Origin of the sequence: Acinetobacter sp. TG2027, assembly GCF_000302435.1 — a bacterium.
Lineage (GTDB): Bacteria > Pseudomonadota > Gammaproteobacteria > Pseudomonadales > Moraxellaceae > Acinetobacter > Acinetobacter pittii.
The window spans coordinates 48,359-69,865 of sequence record NZ_AMJN01000054.1 but is presented as its reverse complement, the minus strand read 5'-3'; the positions used below and the strand labels follow the sequence as shown (position 1 = coordinate 69,865).

The 21,507-nt window shown below is 40.1% G+C and carries 23 protein-coding genes and 1 pseudogene; 14 read left to right on the top strand and 10 right to left on the bottom strand.

Annotated elements, in window-relative coordinates; all coding sequences use genetic code 11:
- The first annotated feature begins 31 nt into the window (after nucleotides 1–31).
- Both B806_RS0116565 and B806_RS0116560 read left to right on the top strand, forming a co-directional pair.
- On the top strand, nucleotides 32–613 hold the full coding sequence (locus B806_RS0116565) for a TIGR00730 family Rossman fold protein (RefSeq protein WP_017403252.1): 582 nt from the start codon (nucleotides 32–34) through the stop codon (nucleotides 611–613).
- A gap of 14 nt (nucleotides 614–627) precedes the next feature.
- A complete protein-coding gene (locus tag B806_RS0116560) occupies nucleotides 628–1,029 on the top strand; it encodes an NUDIX domain-containing protein (protein ID WP_017403251.1) in 402 nt (133 codons plus the stop codon).
- Nucleotide 1,030: 1 nt separating this feature from the next.
- On the opposite strand, the gene B806_RS0116555 is transcribed toward B806_RS0116560, so the two are convergent.
- Nucleotides 1,031–1,660, bottom strand: coding sequence for a phosphoribosyltransferase family protein (locus B806_RS0116555; RefSeq protein WP_017403250.1), 630 nt, complete (start codon nucleotides 1,658–1,660; stop codon nucleotides 1,031–1,033).
- Entirely contained in the window at nucleotides 1,653–3,698 is a 2,046-nt protein-coding gene (recG, locus tag B806_RS0116550; RefSeq protein ID WP_005078352.1) for an ATP-dependent DNA helicase RecG, read from the bottom strand. The genes B806_RS0116555 and recG overlap by 8 nt, the downstream gene beginning before the upstream one ends.
- A 20-nt stretch (nucleotides 3,699–3,718) precedes the next feature.
- On the opposite strand from recG, the gene B806_RS0116545 reads away from it, so the two are divergent.
- Both B806_RS0116545 and B806_RS0116540 read left to right on the top strand, forming a co-directional pair.
- Entirely contained in the window at nucleotides 3,719–4,534 is an 816-nt protein-coding gene (locus B806_RS0116545; protein WP_017403249.1) for an NAD-dependent epimerase/dehydratase family protein, read from the top strand.
- A gap of 79 nt (nucleotides 4,535–4,613) precedes the next feature.
- Nucleotides 4,614–5,597, top strand: a complete 984-nt coding sequence (locus tag B806_RS0116540; protein ID WP_025466709.1) for a putative solute-binding protein — start codon at nucleotides 4,614–4,616, stop codon at nucleotides 5,595–5,597.
- A 46-nt stretch (nucleotides 5,598–5,643) separates the two neighbouring features.
- Here the strand turns inward: B806_RS0116540 and plsB are convergent, their stop codons facing one another.
- Nucleotides 5,644–8,217, bottom strand: coding sequence for a glycerol-3-phosphate 1-O-acyltransferase PlsB (plsB, locus tag B806_RS0116535; RefSeq protein WP_017386989.1), 2,574 nt, complete (start codon nucleotides 8,215–8,217; stop codon nucleotides 5,644–5,646).
- Between the two features lie 276 nt (nucleotides 8,218–8,493).
- Between plsB and B806_RS0116530 the strand changes: the two genes are divergently transcribed.
- Both B806_RS0116530 and B806_RS0116525 read left to right on the top strand, forming a co-directional pair.
- On the top strand, nucleotides 8,494–9,366 hold the full coding sequence (locus B806_RS0116530; protein ID WP_002116924.1) for an acyl-CoA thioesterase II: 873 nt from the start codon (nucleotides 8,494–8,496) through the stop codon (nucleotides 9,364–9,366).
- Between the two features lie 109 nt (nucleotides 9,367–9,475).
- Nucleotides 9,476–10,741, top strand: coding sequence for a dicarboxylate/amino acid:cation symporter (locus tag B806_RS0116525; protein ID WP_031944608.1), 1,266 nt, complete (start codon nucleotides 9,476–9,478; stop codon nucleotides 10,739–10,741).
- 45 nt (nucleotides 10,742–10,786) lie between these two features.
- Here B806_RS0116525 and B806_RS0116520 read toward each other — a convergent pair whose 3' ends face one another.
- The 7 genes and pseudogenes from B806_RS0116520 to B806_RS0116495 all read right to left on the bottom strand — a co-directional run bounded on the left by B806_RS0116520 (nucleotide 10,787) and on the right by B806_RS0116495 (nucleotide 16,952).
- The gene (locus B806_RS0116520; RefSeq protein WP_075384066.1) at nucleotides 10,787–11,737 is read right to left on the bottom strand and encodes a metal-dependent hydrolase; all 951 of its coding nucleotides are present in this window, start codon (nucleotides 11,735–11,737) and stop codon (nucleotides 10,787–10,789) included.
- A 124-nt stretch (nucleotides 11,738–11,861) separates the two neighbouring features.
- Nucleotides 11,862–12,638: a ribosome biogenesis GTP-binding protein YihA/YsxC gene (gene yihA / locus B806_RS0116515; RefSeq protein WP_002116788.1), complete on the bottom strand. Its 777-nt coding sequence runs from the start codon at nucleotides 12,636–12,638 to the stop codon at nucleotides 11,862–11,864.
- Nucleotides 12,639–12,738: 100 nt separating this feature from the next.
- The gene (locus B806_RS0116510) at nucleotides 12,739–13,176 is read right to left on the bottom strand and encodes an Rrf2 family transcriptional regulator (protein WP_002116968.1); all 438 of its coding nucleotides are present in this window, start codon (nucleotides 13,174–13,176) and stop codon (nucleotides 12,739–12,741) included.
- An 87-nt stretch (nucleotides 13,177–13,263) separates the two neighbouring features.
- Nucleotides 13,264–14,028 carry a globin domain-containing protein gene (locus B806_RS0116505; protein ID WP_014207751.1) on the bottom strand — a complete coding sequence of 255 codons (765 nt, stop codon included), beginning with the start codon at nucleotides 14,026–14,028 and terminating at the stop codon, nucleotides 13,264–13,266.
- A gap of 2 nt (nucleotides 14,029–14,030) precedes the next feature.
- Nucleotides 14,031–14,182 (bottom strand): annotated as a pseudogene (locus B806_RS19795) (hypothetical protein).
- Nucleotides 14,172–15,719 carry a helicase HerA-like domain-containing protein gene (locus B806_RS0116500; protein ID WP_017403247.1) on the bottom strand — a complete coding sequence of 516 codons (1,548 nt, stop codon included), beginning with the start codon at nucleotides 15,717–15,719 and terminating at the stop codon, nucleotides 14,172–14,174. Before B806_RS0116500 ends, B806_RS19795 begins: the two are co-directional and overlap by 11 nt.
- A gap of 42 nt (nucleotides 15,720–15,761) precedes the next feature.
- Nucleotides 15,762–16,952, bottom strand: coding sequence for a PLP-dependent transferase (locus tag B806_RS0116495; RefSeq protein WP_017403246.1), 1,191 nt, complete (start codon nucleotides 16,950–16,952; stop codon nucleotides 15,762–15,764).
- Between the two features lie 168 nt (nucleotides 16,953–17,120).
- Here B806_RS0116495 and B806_RS0116490 point away from each other — a divergent pair, with 168 nt between their 5' ends.
- The 8 genes from B806_RS0116490 to rplV all read left to right on the top strand — a co-directional run bounded on the left by B806_RS0116490 (nucleotide 17,121) and on the right by rplV (nucleotide 21,507).
- Complete coding sequence (locus B806_RS0116490; RefSeq protein ID WP_017403245.1) at nucleotides 17,121–17,849, top strand: type 1 glutamine amidotransferase; 729 nt, start codon at nucleotides 17,121–17,123, stop codon at nucleotides 17,847–17,849.
- A gap of 252 nt (nucleotides 17,850–18,101) precedes the next feature.
- Nucleotides 18,102–18,413: a 30S ribosomal protein S10 gene (gene rpsJ, locus B806_RS0116485; RefSeq protein ID WP_000070912.1), complete on the top strand. Its 312-nt coding sequence runs from the start codon at nucleotides 18,102–18,104 to the stop codon at nucleotides 18,411–18,413.
- A gap of 58 nt (nucleotides 18,414–18,471) precedes the next feature.
- A complete protein-coding gene (gene rplC, locus B806_RS0116480; protein ID WP_014207747.1) occupies nucleotides 18,472–19,110 on the top strand; it encodes a 50S ribosomal protein L3 in 639 nt (212 codons plus the stop codon).
- 11 nt (nucleotides 19,111–19,121) lie between these two features.
- Nucleotides 19,122–19,724: a 50S ribosomal protein L4 gene (gene rplD, locus B806_RS0116475; protein WP_002049755.1), complete on the top strand. Its 603-nt coding sequence runs from the start codon at nucleotides 19,122–19,124 to the stop codon at nucleotides 19,722–19,724.
- Nucleotides 19,721–20,041 carry a 50S ribosomal protein L23 gene (gene rplW / locus B806_RS0116470; RefSeq protein ID WP_002049693.1) on the top strand — a complete coding sequence of 107 codons (321 nt, stop codon included), beginning with the start codon at nucleotides 19,721–19,723 and terminating at the stop codon, nucleotides 20,039–20,041. The genes rplD and rplW overlap by 4 nt, the downstream gene beginning before the upstream one ends.
- A gap of 11 nt (nucleotides 20,042–20,052) precedes the next feature.
- Nucleotides 20,053–20,877 (top strand): 50S ribosomal protein L2, encoded by an 825-nt coding sequence (rplB, locus tag B806_RS0116465; RefSeq protein WP_002049686.1) that lies wholly within the window; start codon nucleotides 20,053–20,055, stop codon nucleotides 20,875–20,877.
- 13 nt (nucleotides 20,878–20,890) lie between these two features.
- Entirely contained in the window at nucleotides 20,891–21,166 is a 276-nt protein-coding gene (gene rpsS / locus B806_RS0116460) for a 30S ribosomal protein S19 (protein WP_001138119.1), read from the top strand.
- Between the two features lie 11 nt (nucleotides 21,167–21,177).
- Nucleotides 21,178–21,507 carry a 50S ribosomal protein L22 gene (rplV, locus tag B806_RS0116455; protein ID WP_001982638.1) on the top strand — a complete coding sequence of 110 codons (330 nt, stop codon included), beginning with the start codon at nucleotides 21,178–21,180 and terminating at the stop codon, nucleotides 21,505–21,507.

Genomic DNA, 21,507 nt, shown 5'->3' with positions numbered 1-21,507 from the left:
ATGACAGTTCAATAAAACGGTTTTTTACACTATGAAATCAATTTGTATTTTCTGTGGTTCATCTCTTGGTTCAAACCCAATTTTCCAAAAAATTGCCCAAGCTACAGGCGAGGCTATTGCAAAACAAGGGAAGACCTTGGTTTATGGTGGTGGTCGCTCAGGCCTAATGGGTGTAGTTGCCGATAGCGCCTTACAAGCAGGTGGACAAGTCATTGGCGTGATCCCTCGTGCTTTAGTTGATCGTGAGTTAGCTCATCCAAGCCTAACCAGATTATATGTGGTTGAAAATATGCATGAGCGTAAAACCAAGATGGCGGATCTTTCAGATGGCTTTATTGCTTTGCCGGGTGGCGCTGGTACATTGGAAGAAATCTTTGAACAATGGACGTGGGCGCAATTAGGTATTCATCAAAAGCCATGTGCTTTCTTAAATGTAGCGGGCTTTTATGAAGATTTACTTAAAATGATTCAAGGAACGGTGGATAATGGATTCAGCCAAGCACGGTTCGTTGATAAATTGATCTCATCAGATAAAATTGAAGATATTCTTCAACAATTTGAGCAATATCAGGCTCCTGCTCCAAAATGGACAAATGCAGATGTCCAACCATAAACGAGGTTAAATAGGTGAAAACAATTACGGTCGCTGCCGCAGTGATCTTAAATGAGCAAAAACAGTTGTTGCTTGTAAGAAAGCGTAATACACACGCTTTTATGCAAGTAGGTGGCAAGCTGGAACCTAATGAGGCACCAGAGATCACCATGCAACGCGAAATTTTAGAAGAAGTCGGAAGCTCTTGTGTGATTGAGCAATTTATTGGTCATTTCGAAACAGCAGCTGCCAATGAGCCAGATCATATTTTGGTGAGTCATTTATATCTTGTTCAGCTCGACCAAGCACCTAAAATTGCAGCCGAAATTGCAGAAATGAAGTGGATAGATTTAAATGATTCGGAAACTCAACTTGCACCATTGACCAAAGAAATTGTCATTCCTTGGTGTGAAGAGTATTTATCTACAGTGCAATAGCTTAACTCTTCGGCGTCGCTGCTAGGCACGCCGTATGAATGGATGTGCAGCCTAATTGTTTAAGTGCCTGACTGAGCGCATGAACAGAGCTTCCCGTGGTTATCACGTCATCAATAATGAGAACGCGGCGATAACGTCGTTTCTCTTGATGATGAGGTAAAAATTGTTGTTCGATATTTTCAAAGCGTTCTAGCCGAGAAAGTCCTTTTTGAGAGTGTTCATTTAAGCGTTGAATTGGTTGCCAAACAGGTATTTTTAAGTGTTTGCTTAATATATTGGCGAGTACTAAGGATTGATTGAAACCACGCTCGATTAAACGTTGATTGGAAATTGGCATAGGTACGATCGCTTGTACCTTGGGAAATTTTAATTGTTTTAAAATTTCACCTAATAAGATCTGATAATGTAATTTTTGTTCATATTTAAACTGCTGAATAATCCGGTTAACCGGATAAGCATAATTACAAGCCACAAGAACAGAGTGATTATTACGTTGAATCGTTTGTTTAAGCCAAGGTAGCTGTTCCCAACAGTCTTTACAGAGCGAGTATTTTTCTCGCGTGCCTAACTCGCACAATGAGCAAGGTGAAAATAACTGAATAAGATGTTGGAAGTTTAAAAAATTAAACATAGGCGTAGCGAGGCGCCTCAGGAAGCCAACGTTTTAATAAAGCATCTGCCTGTTCTGGATAATCTTTTAAAACTTGCTGTGCCACATAGTGGGCTTGACTCAGTAGGTGATCATCTCGCTCTAAACGAGCCACTCTAAATCCCATATCTCCGGTTTGTTTAGTCCCTAATAATTCACCCGGTCCGCGTAATTCCAGATCTTTTTCCGCAATAACAAAGCCATCATTACTTTCTCTTAAAATAGAAAGTCTCTCTTGTCCATTTTGAGAGAGAGGGGTTTTATATAAAAGTACGCAAAAACTAGCTTGAGCACCTCGACCTACGCGACCTCGTAATTGGTGTAGCTGAGAAAGCCCTAAACGCTCGGCATTTTCAATGACCATAATAGAAGAGTTAGGAACGTCTACTCCAACTTCAATCACTGTCGTTGCGATAAGAAGCTGTAACTCATTATTTTTAAATGCTTGCATGACGGCTTGCTTTTCATCGGCTTTCATTTTGCCATGCACCAAGCCAATGTTGAGCTCAGGAAAGCGTTCTTTCATCTCTTGGTAAGTTGCTTCTGCTGCTTGAGCATCTAAAGTCTCAGACTGCTCAACCAATGTGCATACCCAATACGCCTGTTTCCCATCTCTACAATTCGAAGCAATACGTTGAAGCACTTCCTCTCGACGATCAAGAGGAATCGTAACTGTTTGAATTGGGGTACGGCCTGGAGGTAACTCATCAATTATAGATGTGTCTAAATCACCATAAGCACTCATTGCTAGAGTTCTTGGAATCGGAGTGGCTGTCATCACGAGTTGATGTGGGGTGAACTGCTCAGCACCTTTATTGCGTAAAGCTAAACGTTGGTCTACACCAAAACGATGTTGTTCATCAATAATCACTAGCCCTAATTTAGCGAAGCCAACATTATCTTGAAATAAGGCATGTGTACCGACAATAAGTTCCGCGTGGCCTTCTTTAATTTGCTGCTCTGCTTGGGCACGGGCTTTACCTTTTTGTTTACCGGATAACCATGCAACAGTAATACCTAATGGTTCAAACCAACGTTTAAAGTTTAAATAATGTTGTTCTGCAAGAATTTCAGTCGGAGCCATTAATGCAACCTGCCAATCTGCTTCTAAAGCATGGCAAGCGGCTACAGCTGCAACTAGGGTCTTTCCAGCCCCTACGTCGCCTTGTACTAGACGTAGCATAGGTTGGTGTTGTTTTAAGTCATTTAAAATTTCTTTAGATACACGTTTTTGTGCATTGGTCATTTGAAATGGTAAAGCTTCTAATAGTTTTTTAGCTAATACTTTACTGCTTGAAAAAGCAGGTGACGCAATTTGACGAATATAAGCACGGCGATTAAGTAAACTAATTTGGTGTGCAACCAACTCTTCAAAAATAAGCCGTTGCTGTGCAGGGTGCGAGCCTTGGGCCAATTGCAGCATGTTGGCATCCACAGGAGGCTCATGAATGTAATACAAAGCCTCTTTAAGCGCATAGCCATTGGTATATTGCTTTGGGAGTAGCTCTGGTAGGGCATCACTATGATGTTTTAAAGCTTGTTTAACGTATTCGCGTAATTTGGGTTGAGTTAACCCATCGGTACTTGGATAAATTGCTGTAAGCTGAGTTTTTGGTAGAGGCGTATGTTCATGAATGAGCTGAATTTCGGGATGATACATCTCAAGGCCGCGGGCACCCACACGGACTTCACCAAAAATACGTAAGCGATGACCGGGTTTTATTTTATCAGTCAGGTTTTTATAAATATGATAAAAGCGTAAGGTGACTTTACCGAATTCATCTTGCACCAAGGCTGCCATAGATTTTCGCTTTCCCGGAGGGAAATCAATTGATTTGACTTCTCCTTCGAGTAAATAGCTCCGCCCAACCACAAGTTGATTCATTGGAATAATCGTACTGCGGTCTTCATAATCACGTGGCAGATGAAACAATAAATCATCTGTGGTAAAAATATTTAGTTTTTCGAGTAGGGCTGCTGAAGCCGATCCAACGCCTTGTAACTGATGGACTGAAGTCATGTCCCCTCAACGAGTTTTCTATGCATATATTATTTATCGGTTATGGTAAAACATCTCAGCGTGTTGCTAAACAACTATTTGAGAAAGAACATCAAATTACCACAATCAGCCGTAGTGTAAAAACGGATAGTTACGCAACACATCTTGTTCAGGATATTTTTTCGCTCGATTTAAGTAAAATTGAACCTGTGGATGTCGTATATATTTTACTTTCTCCAAACGAGAGTACGGTTGAGGGCTATCAACATACTTATGTAGATAGTATTGAACCGATTCGAGAAGCATTAAAAATACATCCAGTAAAAAAAATAATTGTTGTCTCTTCTACGCGGGTGTATGGTGAAAATGCAGGGGAGATCATTGATGATTTTAGTGAAATTCATCCAAATGATGCACAAGGCCATATATTGCGTAATATGGAGTTACTCTGGCAAAAATATTATCCAACTCAATCTGTAATTGTTCGTCCTACAGGTATTTATGGAACTTCTATTGCCCGCTTAAAGAAAATGGCTGAAAATCATCAAAGTTATCCAAATATACATTATAGCAATCGAATACATATTGATGATTTAGCAAGATTTTTGGCTTTTATGGCTGATTACGAAAGTCATCAAGCAAGCTATATTGTGACTAATAATCAACCATTGCCTTTGCATGAAATTATTGTGTGGTTTCAAAAACAATTGGGATTGCCAGAATTAACTTTAGAATCAAACCAAATTTCAGGTAAAAGAATTTATGCAAGACATTTATCTACAACAGGTTTTCAGTTAGAACATCCGATTTGCTTTAATGACTATTTATTATGTTTAAATGTTCATAGCACTAAATGAAATTTTGATTAAACTTTAAATAAGAACATAAATACCTGATGAGGCAGTCAAATTGCCGATAAAGATAAAAAGGTTGAAAGTGAAAAAAATTTGTTTAGCTCTTATCTTGAGCATAACAGCTGTTGCGAGTTGGGCTGAGGATCAGGTGTGGTGTGCCTATGATCCTATCGGGTCCCAAGGGGATATTACTCGCCGTTTAAATGACATTCGGCTATATGCCCAGCAATATCAAGTCAAATTTAAAGTAGTTACCTATCAAAAAGAACAGCAGGCCATACAAGCTTTTGATGATGGGAAATGTTCAGGTTTAGCGGCATCTAATTTTAATACTTATCGTTATAACCAGTTTATGGGAAGTACTGCAGGTATAGGGCTTATTCCTAATAACCGTACGGCCAAAAGCTTTTTGCAGCTTTTAAATCACCCTACAATTGAGAAAAGGCTGGTTTCTAAGAATTATGAAGCTATAGGAATGATTCCAATTGGAACTGCTTACATGGTTCTAAAAAATAAGAACCTCTCTAGAGTCGCTCAATTAAGAAATCAGCGTATTGGGGTGCTACCTAACAATCCACCACAGCAAGCACTGGTACGGAGTGTAGGTGCTCAGCCAGTCTATGTCGATTTATCTAACGCGATTGCGCAGTTTAAGCAAAATAAAATCGATATTATTGCTGCCCCCGTGTATGGTTTATTGCCATATAACTTACAAAAAGAATTTGGGCCGGATACTCAAGTCATCAATTTTCCGTTGGCATATTTCGGCGTCAATTTAATTATTAAGCCGCAAGCTTATCCTGCTAATTTTGGCCGGAAAATTCGAGGATGGTTCGTTCAAAATAGCCAATTGCTGACGAATCGTGCGACACAATGGGAAAATCATTTACCTGCTTATTATTGGGTAGATGTCTCTTTTTATGAGAAGCAAAGTTATGACGTAATGGTTGCCAAAATACGTAATCAGTACGTTCTTTCAGGTTATTACGATGCTTATTTCGTTCAGCTTATGAAGCGCTTACGTTGTATGGATGATCCACGTTATTTTGAATGTCCAATTCGCTAATAAAATAAAAGGCAACCGAAGTTGCCTTTTATTTTGACTGAAGACATTAAGCTTTTTTGCGTTTTAAACGGCGTTTAGCTTGTTGAGATGCCATTGCTTCAAGAGCATCTTTCAATTCTTCGTCAGTAAAGGTGGTGATATGCTGCAACATTTGCAAGGTTACTTCATCAAGCACCAACTGTGCGCCAGCAGCCATTTGACGGAAGTTGTCATCAAACTCAATTTGGCCTTGGTCATTGGTACGAATGTAATTTTGCTGCGTAAGTACTTTTAAGAAGCTTTGGAATAAAGCTTTGTCGAAGAACTCTGGCGAATTAAATTCATAGAGAACTGATAAACGTTGCCCTAATAAATGACTTAATTCTTCAACTTGTTTAGCAGAAATATTACCAGAACCACGTTGAGTAATGAGCGCAAGTGTCATGTAGTAGCGCTCAAGACTTTGCTTAACTGGCGTTGCTAAAACAACAAGCTGATTATGCTCTTCTGTATTTGGCGCAGAGCTAATCAAGTTACCTTCATCGTCTTGTTGAATAAGGTTAGATTGAACTAGAGCATCTGCATATTGCTCAACTTGTGCTTTAAGCTCGCTGCTCTTCCATTTAAGGAATAACTCAGCTTTCAAGAATGGATAGAGCGTATAGATGACATTGGTTAAATCTGAACGACTGATTTTTCCATTATGCTCAACAAGTGATGCTACTAGAGAAGGTAAAACAAAAGCGTGCAAGATGTTATTACGGAAGTAAGTCAAAAGAACAGCTTGATTATCTTCAATCGCAATAATATCGCCAAGCGCATGCTGAACGCGTTTAATGAGTTTAAGCTTTAAACCATACGCAATAATTTCTTTACCAGAAAGTGGTGTTACTTCCATACGTTGGTCATATGGGAAGTTTGATGCCAAGTTGCGGTAAGCTTCTAGCTGCTTAATACAAATTTCTTCATCAAGCGTATGCTTTGGAGTTGCAAGCAAAATAATAGAAAGTAAAGAAACAGGGTTAATCACCACCGCTCGGTTAATATTTTCTAAAATTGCATGTGCAGAGCTATTTACTGCATCTGAAACGGCTTGAGGGATTGGGTCGTCATTTTTCTCAATGTAAACGTTTTCTGCATTATGTTGCTTAAGCAGATCATCAAGGAAAACAGGTTCACCAAAGTTCACGTGGACTTTACCAAAAATACGCTCAATTTTTCGTAAGGTTTTCACAATACCAAAAATAGATTCGGCTTCTTTTGGCTTACCTTGCATTTCGCCTACGTAAGTTGAGCCTTCCATGAGTCGTTCATAACCAATATAAGTTGGTAAGAAAACGATCGGTTTAGCACGGCCACGTAAATGGCTGTGAACTGTCATGGCAAGCATACCGGTTTTAGGCGGTAATAAACGTCCAGTACGTGAACGTCCACCTTCAATAAAGTATTCAAGTGGCGTGTTGCGTGACAAAATACTATATAGATATTCTTTAAATACAGTAGTGTAGAGCCCATTTCCACGGAAAGAGCGGCGAATAAAAAATGCACCGCCTCCACGTAAAAGTTGACCAACAAAAGGTAGGTTTAAGTTATCACCTGCAGCAATATACGGAACCATCAAACCACGTTTATAGATCACATATGACAATAGTAAATAGTCAATGTGACTGCGGTGGCAAGGTGTGTAGACAACTTCATAGTCTTTTGCTAATTCACGAACGGTACTAAAGTTATGTACTTCTACGCCGTCATAAAGCTGGGTCCATAGGCGTGTTAAGGCAAGATCGGCAAAGCGCACTGCTGAGTGTGAATAATCCGATACGATTTCATTCACATAGCCAATCGCACGGCGTTCAGCTTCAAGCATGCTCACTTTTCCGCGAATACTTTCACGGCGGATTGCTTCTTGCACATCACGAGATTTAACAACCGATTGCATGACATTGCGGCGATCCGACAAATCGGGGCCTAACACGACTTCACGCTGACGGTCTAAATAATCATTTAACGTACTTACAATATAAGTTGCTGGTGAAAGATTTGGATAATGCTGCTGTGCATATTCAACCAATTCACGTAGCGATTGTGGTTCATGAAATTCTAAATAAGACTGACGGCCATGCAAACCAATATTAACCAGCTGCTTAACTGTGCTTGGTGTTGCCCATGTGTCTGAAAATAATAATTTAAACCAAGAATCTTCTTTATCTGGCGAACGGCCCCATAAAACTGTAACCGGAACAAGCTCTATATCAAGTTCAGGGTTTTCTTGTAAAACTTCAATCAGTTTTATTAAACGCGGTGGAAAAGCATGAGGAGGCGGATTCAGTAAATTATTTTCATCATTGTGCTGTAAAAATAAAACTGATGCTTTTTCCTGATGAGTACCCACAATGAGTGGGTCTAACGCAGGTTTTAAATTTAAACGACGCGTTTCTCCATCAACCACTAAAGCATTGCTTCGAGAGTGGTTTTGTAAGACGTAACAAACCACTTTTTGGCGGTCAGTTTTTGCTTCTGCTTCTGTTGTTTCTGGTACTGGTTCAGTAGGAACTTCCCCAAGAACATGTGGTGTTACCACGAGGTCAAGTAGTTTACTCGAAAGCCGACGATACATTTGACCAAACCCACTCTTGGACATAAGAACTCCTACTTCTTAAAGACAAATCCCAGCACCAAATGCAGAGGGTAATTATTTTGCGGCATTTATTAAAAAAAACAATATGCTACTTTCTTATAAATTATAATGCTTTTGGCATATTTTATCGTTAAAAATCGTATTTTTAGCTGTTATATGAGCAATGTTCGTCAGAAGTTGACTGATTGTTCCATGTTCAAATAGTTTTTTATGGCACAATAGATTCTACACATCTGTACTTTAATACGATTTTTTACCTGAAATATGAAGGTATCTCTCATGAATGCGTTAACCCAAGAACTTGTCGATCTTCTTACTTTAGAAAAGCTAGAAGAAAATATTTACCGTGGCATAAGCCGTAATCTTGTCGGTAAACGTGTCTTTGGTGGGCAGGTTTTGGGTCAGGCTTTACGTGCGGCATCTTATACAACCGATCGCCCAGCGCATTCTTTGCATGCATATTTTTTATATGGTGGCGATATTAATGCCCCAATTATCTATGAAGTAGACCGTTTACGTGATGGGAAGAGTTTCGTAAGCCGTCAGGTTCGTGCCATTCAACACGGACGAGTTATCTTTTCTGCGATGGTTTCTTTTGCTAACCCCGAAGAAGGCTTGAACTATCAACATCAAGAACCAGAGTATCCTGCACCAGAGACTCTTAAATCTGAAAATGAGCTCAAAGAAGGTATTTTAAATTTCGTACCTGAAAATGTTCGTGCTAGTTTCATGCGTGAGCGCCATGTAGAAATCCGCCCAATTGATCCGGTAAATCCGTTTCAGCCTCAACCTGAAGCGCCGTATAATGCACACTATATCCGCACACATGACCGTATTCCAAAACAATTAGATGATATTGCCCTCCATCAAGCGATTGTTGCGTTTTATTCAGACTTTACTTTAATGACAACTGCTTTGAGACCGCATGGGCTCAGTTATATTTCTCCAAGTTTACAGTGTGCGAGTATTGATCATGCCATCTATTTTCACCGCCCGCTGCGTGCTGATGAATGGATGCTTTACGATATGGAGGCAACCGTTAGCGCAGCTTCTCGCGGTTTGAACTTTGGACGTATGTGGCAAAATGGCCAACTTGTATGCAGTACCGTGCAAGAGGGTTTAATTCGTTTGCGGGAAATTGAAACGCAATAAACTCATTTATAAAGCCATCTCATCAGATGGCTTTTTTATTTTTAATTGAAACGATGTGACAAAAAATTGCTCGTATGAAAAGCGAGCTCATGTCATATTTGCAAAAGGATTGCCAACTGAAAAAAATAATGCTGATATGAACTTAAACACACAAATTCTTATTGCTGCCATTTTAGGCTTAGCCTTTGGTTTCTTATTAACGTTGTATCCCGATACTGCGTTTGTAAAACATAGTTTATATGGGCTGGGTATATTAAGTAGTGTCTTTATTGGGCTACTTAAAATGTTGTTGGTGCCTTTAATTTTTAGCTCGATTGTTGTGGGTGTCTCTAATTTGCAGGCGGGAGGGCAGTTAGGTCCAGTCTGGAAAATTACCTTTTTATGTTGTTTGACCACAACAACACTAGCTTTAATTTTAGGTATAAGTTGTGCTCATCTATTTGAAGTAGGACGTGGTATAGATATCTCTATTTTCCAAACGTCTATGCAAAACTATCAGGCACCAGATAGTTTAAACCCTGCAAGTTTTTTCACCAATTTTATTCAAAATACATTAATTAACCCATTTAAAGCATTCAGCGATGGTAACGTTTTAGCTGTTGTGGTGTTTGCACTATTTGTTGGTGTTGCTTTAGTCCATGGCGGTGAGCGTTTTAAAAGTATTCGCTTATTAAGTCATCAATTTTTTGAAATGATGATGATGCTAGTCGGCTGGGTAATGAAGCTAGCACCTTTGGGTATTTTTGCTTTATTAGCAAAATTAATGGCAACCGAAGATATTTCAGTTTTAAGTCGTTTGGCTGAGTTTGCTGTTGTAGTGACAGGGACTACCATTTTTCATGGTGCTGTTGTTTTACCGTTACTACTTTGGATTTTTGGCCGCATGAGTCCTTGGGCTTTTTTCAAAGGAACACGTACAGCGCTAATTACAGCATTTGCAACCAGCTCTAGTTCTGCCACGATGCCACTTAGTATGAAATGCGCACAGGAAAACTTAGGTGTTCGTCCGCAAACAGCTGGTTTTGTAATTCCTTTAGGTACACAGCTTAATATGGATGGCACTGCACTATATGAAGCAGCCGCTGCATTATTTGTCGCAAATTTGGTGGGGCTAGACTTAAACCTGACACAACAAATTATTGTGTGTTTAACAGCAATGATTGCATCACTAGGGGCCCCTGGAATTCCAAGTGCTGGTATGGTTACCATGATTATGGTTTTACAGTCTGTAGGTTTACCGGCTGAAGCAATTGCAATTTTACTTCCGATTGATCGTCTATTGGATACGGTAAGAACAGTGGTAAATGTGCAGGGTGATATGATGATTAGTGTGGTTGTCGACCGTTATACAAAAGATAAAGATATCAGTGTCTAATCTCCTAAATAAAAAAGCAGGATTTTAAATCCTGCTTTTTTATTTTTAAGCCGCTTGTAACTCGGCTCTTTTTGCTGCTGGAGATTGCGATAAATAACTTACCGCATCTTCAGTGCTGCCTTCTTTAACTGGATCATACCAAGGCATGAGGTAATCAATTTGTTGAGCAATAAGCCAGATTGGGTTTGGTAAAACCTGATTATCTTTTCTGCTAATTTTATACCACTCTACAGCAACCCATACTGGGAAAAATCTAGATTTAGCAGCATCAGCAAAACGTGGATCTTGTTTCATAATATGTGCAGCGCCATCTACCCATAATCCAAGCACCAGTACAATCACTGCAAGGCTTAAATAGTAGCGTGGAATATATCCACCACCCAAATGGCGATATAAATCAAAAGCAACGGTACGGTGTTCAATTTCTTCTGAACCATGCCATTTAACCAGATCGACCATTTCAGGGTCAGCGCCTAATTCTTCCCAACGCTCGTTATAGAGTGCATATTTCCCTAATACACAGGTCATATGCTCAACAGTTGCAATAACGCCTAAACGGAAAAGGTCCCATTGCCCTTGTAGAAATTGAGGGACTTCTTTGTCGAATGGTTTATCTGCTAAGGCAGTGGTAAATAGATAATTCATAATGTCCAGATTTCGCTGGATATCAATATTACGTGCGCTTAAATATTCTTTATTGGCAGAAGTATGCGCATTGGCATGCATAGCTTCTTGACGGATAAATGCTTGTACATCCTGTTTAAGTTTTTCGTCTTTAATTTGCGGTAAAACTTTATTGTACAAACGGCAAAACCAAAATTCTCCAGCAGGTAAGATGTTATTAATTTCATTAATAAAATAACTTGCGAAAGGCTGATTTGGAATCCAGTCAACAGGGGTATCTTTCCAGTCAAATTTTACTTTACGTGGAAGAATTTTATAGTCAATAGAAGAACCTAAAGCCTTGTTCTTCAAAAAAGATAACAATTTCATCATTTAGTCCTGATTTTTAACTCGATGAAGTTATAACGAGTATAAAAAAAGCCCCTACATTTGTGTTTAGCAATAGGGGCCAATTTGAAAATAAATTTAATAAAGAAATTGTATCTGTTTTGACGATTTACTCTTCAGTATCCTCATCTGATGCTTCAGGGATCGCGTCAACGTCAAATTCCGGCTCTTGATCAAGCGTAAAATGCAGGCGTCCAGCCATAACACTTGCTAGCTCTTCTAAACCTAATTTATTAAGTGATGAGAAAAGTTGAATCGAGAAATCAAGCTTCATTTTTTTCAGTTGTTGCTTAACTTCTAATAGCACTTTGTTTGCAGGGCCACGATTAAGTTTGTCTGCTTTCGTTAAGAGAATATGAACAAAAAGATGACGTGAATAAGCCCACTCTAGCATCATCATGTCGAAATGCTGTAGAGGATGGCGAATATCCATCAGTAATACTAAGCCTTGTAAGCTTTTACGATGGATTAAATAGTTCTCTAATTCTTTTTGCCATACTCGTTTCATATCTTCAGGTACGGCTGCATAGCCATAGCCAGGAAGATCGACTAAACGTTGATCGGGGTTGCCTAGACTAAAGAAGTTAATCATCTGAGTACGGCCAGGTTTTTTAGAGGCGCGCGCTAGCTGTTTTTTGTTAGTTAAGGCATTGATAGCACTGGACTTACCGGCATTTGAGCGTCCTGCAAAAGCGATCTCGTAGCCACTATCTTCAACACAAAGTGCCAATTTAGGTGCACTCATTAGAAACTCAGCTTGGCGTAACCAGTTGAGTGATTGCACAGCATATGCCGTGATCGCTGGATCTGGTTTCTTTTCATAGCTGATCTTTTGCTTGGGTGCGAGTCTGGCTTTGGTGTCTTTCGATTTTTCACTACGACGCATAAAAAATAACTTTTTAAATGAGAGGGCTCGCGCCTAGTATAAAGGAGCTTGGGTATTCTTGCTAATTTTCAATAAGTCGACTTATTAAAATCAGTAGAACTTAGATTTGTAAAAATGCAATAGGGGAGTTGGCAGGAGCAGATTTTGATTGCTGCAAAACTTCTCCGAGTGTGTATTGATCTAGGCTTTGATAAAAGCTTTCTAAAGCCTGATCTAAAATACCTTTTAAACCACAGTGACTACGTAATACGCAAGGTGGCGTATTACATTCAACGATTTGATTGTCGCCCTGTAATATTCGAACAATTGAACCTAAATTTGAGTTAAGTGCATCTGGATTTAAGCGAATTCCTCCGCCTTTTCCACGAATGGTAATAATCCATTCCTGCTTGCCCATGAAGTGAACAACTTTAACTAGATGGTTTTGTGAAACATGCAAATCTTTCGCGATTTCTGCAATCGTGTAGGGTGCATCACTTGGGCGTGCAACATACATTAAGAGTCGTAATGCATAATCGGTAAATTTATTAAGCTGCATGATCACCAAAAATGGAAGAGATTAAAAGGATGATCATCTTAGCCTGAAAGTCTAAATAAGAAAACTTTCAGGCAAGAGGTTTTTACATTACAGCGTTAAAGGGGCTGAAACCTGTACTTGATCACCCACTCTATAATGCTCAAGTAAAATATTAGCAACCGAAAACTCAGTATGATTTTCTTCAGGCTGCACTTCAAAATGATATGAGTTATCCTCTTGAGCTTCAGTAAATTTAAACGCTTTTGGTTGTTCAAGTTGTTGTTCGGGAACTTGTACTTTAACTGAAATAAAGGCATTTGCTGGGCTAGTCAGTACGTCTTCATGGTCAGTTGCTTTTAAAGTGAAGCGTTTGCCAGATTCCAAAGGATCAATTTGAGTAATTTCAAATGAACGCCAGCCAGCCCATCCACCTTTTAAGCTTTCAAGTTGTTCATATTTTTGTTTTTCAACACCAATCAAGATATCAGCCAACTGTAAGTATGCTTGTTTCCACGCTTCAATAAGCTCTGATTCGAATGGCACGTTAAGTACTTCACTAATTGAATGAAGCAAGTTGTCCCCAACAATTGCATATTGGTCTGGTTGAATATCTAAGCTCACGTGTTTAGTGGTGATGCGTTCTACCGCTTTAGCTAGAACAGTAGGGTTCTCAATATTTTCTGCATAAGCAAGCACAGCAGCTGCAAGAGCACGTGGCTGACGTAAGCTGGTTTGGTCATCTAAATTAAAAACATTTTTTAACTCGGGATTGTTATTAAGCATGCGCTTATAAAAGTATGTAGTCAGCGTAACGCCGTGTTCACGTAAAACCGGTACAGTAGATTTAACAAGTTCAATTTGTTGTGGAGTCATGGCTAGACCTTATTTATCTGGCTATATAAGATGTATTTAAAATACATCTTTAAAAAATTAATGGCAATAACTTTTTATAAAAAACCATAAAAAAATTAGGGGATATAAAATCCCCTAAAATTAAAGCAATTTTTTTAATATTTTTATTTACCAAATAAAGAGCCGAGCAAGCCCCTTACGAGTTTTTGGCCGGTACTTCCTCCTAAACTGCGTGCAGCACTTTTGGCAAAAGTTCCCACAATGTCTTGTGTGAGTTTAGCTCGTTCACGGGCTGCTCTTTCTTCCTCTTTTAATTGCTCACGTGCCAAACGTTCCTGCTCTTTAGCTTGCTGTTTTGCTAAAGTTTCTTGTTCTTTAGCTTGTTGTTTTGCAAGTTCGGCGTCTTGCTGCTGTTGTTCGCGTTCAGCAACTTTATTCTGTAGCATTTCATAGGCACTATCACGATCTACAGCTTGTTCATAAACCCCAGCAATAATACTTTGCGAGATTAAAGTCTGACGCTCTTCTGGAGTGATCGGTGTAAATGCAGAGTACGGAGGCATAACCCAACCACGTTCTACAATCTGTGGTGTACCTTGCTCATCTAGACAGCTAATGAGTGCCTCACCAACACCAAGTTGGGTAATAGCTTCATCAACTTTAAACTCGGGATTAGCACGGAAAGTGTCTGCTGCGGTTTTTACAGCTTTTTGATCTTTAGGGGTGAATGCACGTAATGCATGTTGAACGCGATTACCAAGTTGACCAAGAACGCTTTCGGGTAAATCGAGTGGGTTTTGAGTAATAAAGTAGATACCCACCCCTTTGGAGCGGATTAAACGTACCACTTGTTCAATTTTGTCTTGTAGAGCTTGGCTGGCATTATCAAATAACAAGTGAGCTTCATCAAAGAAAAACACGAGTTTAGGCTTATCCATATCCCCCACTTCTGGTAGCTGTTCAAATAACTCTGAAAGCATCCATAAGAGGAAAGTGGCATATAACTTAGGTGTATTCATGAGCTTGTCAGCAGCAAGAATATTGATATAACCGTGTCCGTTTGCATCGGTTTGGATAAAATCCAGAATATTTAAAGCTGGTTCCCCAAAGAACTGTTCTCCACCTTGGTCGGCAAGTGCTAATAAATTGCGCTGAATAGCGCCTAGGCTTGCTGGAGATAAATTGCCATATTCAGCTTTAAATTCAGCTGCATGTTCACTCACAAAAGTGATCATGGCTTTTAAGTCTTTAAAATCGACTAAAAGTAAACCTTGGTCATCTGCAATACGGAATACAGCAGATAAAACACCTTCTTGGGTATCATTTAAGTTTAGTATGCGTGCTAATAAAATTGGCCCAATTTCAGAAATGGTGGTTCGGATAGGATGACCTTGCTGACCAAATAAATCCCAAAAAACAACTGGATTCGCTGAGAATGGAACACTATCAATTTGTAAAAGTTTTAAGCGTTCATTAAATTTATCCGAAGCTTCACCAGCTTTTGCAAGACTCGAAACATCGCCTTTAGCATCGGCAAGAAATACCGGCACACCGATTCGAGAGAAACTCTCTGCTAGAACTTTTAACGTAACTGTTTTACCTGTACCTGTCGCGCCTGCAATAAGTCCATGACGGTTAGCAAACTGGGGAAGTAAAACAATTTCTTTTGATGTGTCCTTAATATTTTTAGCAATAACAATCGGTGTACCCATATATTTTTATCCTATGGTTTGAGTCACTATAATCTTGTCGTTTTACAGTTGTTTCAGTGCATTTTCGATATCTTGTATCAAATCTTGCGGATCTTCTAGTCCTATACAGAATCGAACCAATAATCCTTGTTGTAAATGTGTATTCTCAAGTTTTCTCATCATTTTTAAATCATAAAGCATAATCAGGCTAACGGGTCCACCCCAGCTAAAGCCGAGCTTAAATAACTCTAATGCATCGCAGAAACGACGTACTGCTGTAATGTCATATTCAGGTTTAAAAATAACACTCACTAAGCCAGCACTTTGACCGTCTATGCAGATTTCTTGCCAATATTGATGGCCTGGTGAGGATTCATCACTTGGGTGTAGAACTTGTGCAAATTGAGGCCGGTTCTTTAGCCATTTAAGTAGAGTGTGAGCATTGGCTGACTGTTGTTCATAGCGTAAAGACATATGAGCAAGGCTGCGTTGAACTTGAGCTGCATCATCTCCAGAGATTGCGATGCCCAAAATAGCATGCGTACGGAATAAGCGGTGATGAAGTTTCTCATCACGAGTTACAATGCTACCCATTAAAATGTCACCACCACCACTTGGATATTTGGTTAGTGCGTGAACGGTTAAATCAACAGATAGATGTTCATTAGAAAAATTAAAAGCATTAAACGCAAGCCCCGCTCCCCAGGTGTTATCTAGAGCAGTCAATACACCATTTTTTTTAGCTTTTTTGACTAGATTTTTAAGATCAGGAAACTCTAAAGTAACCGAACCTGCAGCTTCTAACCATAATAGTTTACTTCTTTCGGTGGGTTGAAAACTTGCAGCGTCAATGGGGTTATATACTTTAACAATAATGCCATATTGACTTTGTAGATAAATTAAATGTTCTAGATTTGGACCGTAAATATTGTCTGGAACCCATACTTCGTCATTAGTGCTTAAAAATGCTGAGTTCACAATATTAATTGCGGATAAGCCACTCGGTGCAAGTAAACAATGCAAGCCACCTTCAATTTGCGCAATATTGTCGCCTAAGGTGAATGTGGTAGGAGTGCCATGTGTTCCATAGCTATAGTCATACTTATCAGTCCAGTGACGATCAAAAAGGTGCGAAGTTGATTTGAAAATAATAGTTGATGCGCGAAATAGGGGAGGTTGCACTGTTTCAATGAATTGCGGAGCCTTTCTTAGGGCATGAATGAGACGAGTCTGGAAATCGTTATGCTTTTTCATAGTGCGTTATGTTTTAAATGATAAAGTTAGATTAAGAGAAATTTAAATTCTTCGCTAGATTTATAAAGTTTTGTAAGACGTTTCGTTACAGTAGACCTATAAAACAAAAACTTGGCTTTATTTTTGCAAAGACCACTACAACATTCTAACAACAATAGGTTTAAGCGCATGAAGTCGCATTTAAGAGTTCATTATTTTCAACATATCGCGGGTGAGGGTTTTGGGAGTTGTTATTCATTTTTAAAAGCCCACCACGCGACTATTAGTTCTACGGAGTTTTTTGCACTTCCGGTTGATCGGTCACTTGAAATAGAAGCTTTACCACAAATTGATGAGGTTGACTTATTATTAGTCATGGGTGGCACCATGAGTGTAAATGATGAAGCGAATTATCCATGGCTTAAGATAGAGAAAAGATGGTTGCGTCGTTATTTAGCAGCAGGAAAGCCTGCTATAGGTCTCTGTTTGGGTGGGCAGCTAATTGCTAATGCACTTGGGGCCGCAGTCAGTCGAAACCGCTATCAGGAACTTGGCTGGTCGACAGTTCAAAGAGTAGCAAATTTACCTCAAGACAGCTTTCCTTTACCTGAAAAGATAAAGGTGATGCAGTGGCATAGTGAAACTTTTGAAATACCTAAAGGGGCTATACACTTAGCTGAGAGCGCGGCATGTCGTAATCAGATGTACCAGATTGGAAAGAATGTATTGGGCTTCCAATTTCATCCGGAAATGACACCAGCGACATTAGAACTCTTGCTGGAAAATGAAGAAGAGCTATCTATTTTTAATGGAGAATATGTTCAATCTCCGAGAGAACTACACTATTCGGAAGCGCAAAAATTTGAACAAGGCAATCAACTCTTAAATAAAGCAATTGAATTTGTCATAAATGCATAGATGAGTTGTCAATGCTCAGTTAAAGCAGGTTTTGAGCAAAAAATAGAAAAAGAGAATTGCATAAGACTTAAACAATCGTTATAATGGGCGACCCTCAAAAGGAGGGGCATTTACTGCGAAGAAAGTAGTAAATGTGCATTACAGTCGTGGCATCGATCATGACCTTAGTGATTTTCACTGCCTTTGACACTTACCAATGGGTGAGATGCGTCAAGGGTGATTCTTTATATGTTTGGCTTGGAGTTTACTGGTATGTCTAACCAGAGAATTCGTATCCGTTTGAAGTCTTTTGATCATCGTCTGATTGATCAATCTGCTCAAGAGATCGTAGAAACCGCTAAGCGTACTGGCGCACAAGTTTGTGGTCCAATTCCGATGCCTACTCGCATCGAACGCTTCAACGTTCTTACTTCACCGCACGTTAACAAAGATGCGCGTGACCAGTACGAAATCCGCACCTACAAACGTTTGATCGATATCGTTCAACCTACAGATAAAACTGTTGATGCATTGATGAAATTAGATCTTGCGGCTGGTGTTGATGTTCAGATCGCTTTGGGTTAAGGCTTTCGGTTGATTAACTTCTAAGTTAATTAGGCCGCTTTTTTAGAGGTTTATGCACATGGCTATTGGTTTAGTCGGTCGCAAATGTGGTATGACTCGCATCTTTACAGATGCAGGTGTTTCTGTACCTGTTACAGTCATCGAAGTCGATCCAAACCGCATTACGCAAATCAAAACACTTGAAACTGATGGTTATCAAGCTGTTCAAGTAACTACTGGTGAACGTCGCGAATCTCGCGTAACTAACGCTCAGAAAGGTCACTTCGCGAAAGCTGGTGTTGCTGCTGGTCGTTTAGTTAAAGAGTTCCGTGTTACTGAAGCTGAGCTTGAAGGTCGTGAAGTTGGCGGTACTATTGGCGTTGATTTGTTCGCAGTCGGTCAAATTGTTGACGTAACTGGTCAATCAAAAGGTAAAGGTTTCCAAGGTGGTGTTAAACGTTGGAACTTCCGTACTCAAGACGCTACTCACGGTAACTCAGTTTCTCACCGTGTATTAGGTTCTACAGGTCAAAACCAGACTCCTGGACGCGTGTTCAAAGGCAAGAAAATGGCTGGTCACTTAGGTGATGAACGCGTAACAGTACAAGGTCTTGAAATCGTATCTATTGACGCTGAACGTTCTGTTTTAGTTGTTAAAGGTGCAATTCCTGGTGCAACTGGCGGTGACGTGATTGTACGTCCTACCATCAAGGCCTGAGGGGAAATACCGTGAATTTGAAAACTGTTTCCGGCTCTGCTGTTGAATTGTCTGAAGTTGCTTTCGGACGTGAATTTAACGAAGCTCTTGTACACCAAGTTGTTACTGCTTACTTAGCAGGTGGTCGTCAAGGTACTCGTGCTCAGAAATCACGTGCAGACGTTTCTGGCGGTGGTAAAAAGCCATTCCGTCAAAAAGGTACTGGTCGTGCTCGTGCGGGTTCTATTCGTAGCCCTATCTGGGTTGGCGGTGGTAAAACTTTTGCTGCTCGTCCACAAGATTGGTCTCAAAAAGTAAACCGTAAGATGTACCGCGGTGCAATGCAATGTATCTTGGCTGAACTTGTTCGCCAAGATCGTCTTGTATTAGTTGAAGAGTTTGCAGTTGCAGCTCCAAAAACTAAAGAATTGCTTGCAAAGCTTAACGACTTAAATGCTGCTCGTGCATTAATCGTTACTGACGCTGTAGATGAGAACTTATATCTTGCAGCACGCAACCTTCCGCATGTAGATGTGGTAGATGCAACTGCAATCGATCCTGTAAGCTTGATCGCGTTTGATAAAGTTGTGATGTCTGTAGCTGCTGCTAAGAAAATTGAGGTAGAACTCGGATGAACAACGAACGTATCTATCAAGTCCTAAAAGGACCAGTCTTCTCAGAAAAGGCACAAGTATTAGGTGATACTGTTGGTGTTCAAGTATTTAAAGTAGACATCAATGCTACTAAACTTGAAATCAAAAAAGCAGTTGAAAAACTTTTTGGTGTAGAAGTTGTTAAAGTTAACACAACTATTACTAAAGGTAAGACTAAGCGCTTTGGTCGTACATTGGGACGCCGTTCTGATGTTAAAAAAGCATACGTCACCCTGAAAGCTGGCCAAGATGTTGAAATGGCTGACTTGGGCGATACCGCTGAAAGCGCAGCGGAATAAGGACGAAAATTATGCCGATTCAAAAATGTAAGCCAACGTCTCCAGGACGTCGCTTTGTAGAGAAAGTGGTTCATGACCATCTTCACAAAGGCGCTCCTTACGCACCGTTGGTTGAAGCTAAAAAACGTACTGGTGGTCGTAATAACAACGGTCACATTACTACTCGTCACGTTGGTGGTGGTCATAAACAACACTACCGTATCGTTGACTTCAAACGTAATAAAGACAGCATCCCAGCTGTTGTAGAGCGTATTGAATACGATCCAAACCGTACAGCACATATTGCTTTGTTGAAATATGCTGATGGTGAGCGTCGTTATATCATCGCACCTAAAGGCTTACGTGCTGGCGATAAAGTACAATCTGGTAACGATGCTCCAATTCGTCCAGGTAACTGCTTGCCACTTCGTAATATGCCGATCGGTTCTACACTTCATAACGTTGAACTTAAAATTGGTAAGGGTGCGCAATTAGCGCGTTCTGCTGGTGCTTCTGTTCAGTTGTTGGGTCGTGATGGTTCTTACGCAATTATTCGTCTTCGTTCAGGCGAAATGCGTAAAGTACATGTTGAATGCCGCGCTGTAATTGGTGAAGTTTCTAACCAAGAAAACAACCTTCGTTCATTGGGTAAAGCTGGTGCTTCGCGCTGGCGTGGTGTTCGTCCTACCGTACGTGGTATGGCGATGAACCCGATTGATCACCCGCACGGTGGTGGTGAAGGGCGTAACAAAGGTATTCAACCTGTAAGCCCATGGGGTCAAAAAGCTAAAGGGTACAAGACACGTACCAATAAGCGTACGACTAAGATGATTATTCGCGACCGTCGCGTCAAGTAAAGGAATCTGACTAATGCCTCGTTCTCTGAAAAAAGGCCCATTCGTCGATGCGCACTTGTTCGCTAAGGTTGAAGCGGCTGTTGCTAGTAACTCTCGCAAGCCGATTAAAACTTGGTCTCGTCGTTCGATGATCCTTCCAGATTTTGTTGGTTTAACAATTTCTGTTCATAATGGTCGTAACCACGTTCCAGTAATTGTTACTGAGCATATGGTTGGTCATAAACTCGGTGAATTCGCGCCAACTCGTACCTATCGTGGTCACGGTGTTGACAAGAAATCTAAACGTTAATAGGTGTCATGATGGAAGTAACTGCTAAATTACGCGGTGCCGCTATCTCGGCACAGAAAGCACGTTTGGTTGCAGATCTTATTCGCGGCAAATCTGTTGCGCATGCTTTAAATATCTTAAACTTCAGCAATAAAAAAGCTGCTGTTTTAGTAAAAAAAGCATTGGAATCTGCGATTGCAAACGCTGAACACAATAACAGTTTAGATGTTGACGATCTTAAAGTATCTACGATTTACGTTGACGAAGGCATGAGCCTTAAACGTATTATGCCACGTGCTAAAGGCCGTGCAGATCGTATTACTAAGCGTACTTGTCACATCACCGTTAAGGTAGGGGTTTGA